The sequence below is a fragment of the Fusibacter sp. genome, from assembly GCF_057447755.1.
Genome location: NZ_JBVBZF010000438.1, coordinates 1 through 2425, shown reverse-complemented (window position 1 = coordinate 2425; position 2425 = coordinate 1). Strand labels below are relative to the sequence as shown.

Annotated in this window: 1 protein-coding gene; it reads left to right on the top strand. The window is 40.0% G+C overall.

Annotated features, from left to right (window positions below):
* Window positions 1-92 precede the first annotated feature (92 nt).
* Window positions 93-2075 carry a TRAP transporter permease gene (locus AC220I_RS21370; protein WP_486725895.1) on the top strand — a complete coding sequence of 661 codons (1983 nt, stop codon included), beginning with the start codon at window positions 93-95 and terminating at the stop codon, window positions 2073-2075.
* Window positions 2076-2425: the final 350 nt, after the last annotated feature.

The following is a 2425-nucleotide window of genomic DNA, read 5'->3' as shown; positions in this document are numbered from 1 at the left end:
TATATCGCAATTAATAATAGTGAGATTATTAGAGGCACCCAAATGCCTCATCATGAACCTATAGAACTGAAGATTGAAAGGAGGTTTCAACTATGGCGAAAGCCTCGTTAAATAAAGATAAAGCATTAAGCGCAGAAGTAGGAAATGAAATGGACGATATGCAACTGGAGCTACTTGAGAAATACGACAAAGAGTCAAAAACGCGAAAGCTTGAAAATAAATCATTTTCCAGAATCCTTTACTGGATGGCAATAGGGATTGCAATGTACCATTTTATAACCTCATTTATCGGTTACCCAGCGACCCATCTGCACCGTTCTCTCCACGTAGCAATGATGCTGGTTATGGCATTTTTTCTCTATCCGGCAAGTGGAAAGTCCTCTAGAAAAACAATTGCATGGTATGATTATATATTAGCAATTATGTCTATAGCAGTGGCAGTCTATATTTGGACAGATTATGTAAATTTCATCAACCGAATGGGCATGCCGAATACCATGGATGTTATCATGGGGACCATGTTAATTTTACTGGTTTTAGAGGCATCAAGAAGAATATCTGGCTGGCCACTTGTTATGCTCAGTTTACTCTTTCTCGCATATGGTCTCTTCGGACAACATATGCCAAGCATCTTCATGCATCGTGGTTATACTTGGGCCAAACTCGTTAACCATGCCTTTATCAATACAGAGGGTATTTACGGCACCTCTGTAAACGTTGCGGCAAGTTACATCTTTTTGTTTATTCTCTTTGGCGCAGTTATGAACAAGTCTGGAATGGGACAGTTTTTTAATGACATCGCCTTGGCACTTGCAGGACACACTAAGGGTGGTCCGGCAAAGGTAGCGGTTATTGCAAGTGGTTTTCTAGGCAGTATCAATGGTTCTGCTGTTGCAAATGTCGTTACAACAGGTGCCTTCACAATACCTCTTATGAAAAAGACGGGCTATAGTGATGAGTTTTCGGGTTCAGTCGAAGCCTCAGCTTCAGTTGGCGGACAGCTCTTGCCACCGATTATGGGTGCGGCAGCCTTTATCATGGCAGAGATGCTAGGGGTAAAATATAGTGTCATCGTGGTCAGCGCAGCAATTCCTGCCCTCTTATATTACTTAGGCATTATTGTCCAGGTACAGCTTAGAGCTTCAAAAAACAACCTTACAGGTGTCCCAAAAGAGGAACTGCCAAAAGTTAAGGATGTTATGAAGGCAAGAGGCCATTTATTGATTCCAATTGTATTCTTGCTTTATATGTTACTTTTTAGTGGCAAAACGGTGATCTTTTCAGCATTTTGTACAATCATTGCAACAATAGCGGTGAGCATGATTCGAAAAGAAACCAGAATGAGCTTTAAGGATATACTAGATGCCTTTGAAGAAGGTACGCGTTCAGTTGTTTCAGTGGCAATTGCATGTGCGGTGGTAGGTATTATCATTGGCGTTGTGAGCCTTACTGGATTTGGTCTCAATATGGCCAATGCAATCATACAACTTGGAAATACCAGTCTTTTGGCAACACTTGTCTTGACCATGGTCACCTGTATGATTCTGGGGATGGGTTTACCTTCTATACCAGCATATTTGATTACAGCAACCATGGCTGCGCCAGCACTAATCCAATTAGGTGTCCCAGCCATTGCAGCGCATATGTTTGTTTTCTATTTCGCAATGTTTGCCAATATCACTCCACCAGTGGCGCTGGCTTCATTTGCAGCAGCAGGTATATCAGGTGGCGATCCGATGAAAACGGGCATACAATCTGTAAAGCTAGCACTTGCAGGATTTATTGTACCTTATATGTTTGTTTATAATACAGGGCTCTTGCTAATCGATACTTCTTTACCAGTGGCTCTAAGGGTGACTGTGACTGCTATTATTGGCGTTTTTATGATTGGTATTGCAACTGAAGGCTATCTGATGGGCAAACTCAATCCTCTAATTCGTGCACTTGTATTTGCGGGTTCGATCTTATTAATTACTGAAAGTGTAACGCAGGATCTTATGGGCCTTGCAATCTTTGTAATATTGATCTTAACCCAACGTATTAAAAGCAAACGCACACAAACTGTTTTTGAGTAATAGGCACTAAGAAAAATACAAAAGATACATTAAATCGTTCCCCCGATTTATAGAACCCTCACCAGATGCTTAGAGCCTAGGCACTGGATGAGGGTTGTTTTATTATAGAACGTGAGTTTTCATCTCTTTAGAATGCGAATTATCGGTTTGCTAAAAGTGGTTAAATGAGAATGGTAGTGGCAAACAAGATGTGGGCATTAATTGGATTTACAAAGATGAGTTAACATTTAAGACTCTGTTTATAGAAATGTAATCTCTGTAATGGTAAAATATAATATAAGAATCTTAAGGCGCTAAAAAAATAGATGATAAAGGAGTAATTTAATGGGATTATTTAATTTTTTAAAGGG

What these genes read in the sequence shown, in the direction of transcription:
- AC220I_RS21370 (WP_486725895.1), top strand. Translation starts at nt 93, where the DNA reads ATGGCGAAAGCCTCGTTAAATAAAGATAAAGCATTAAGCGCAGAAGTA.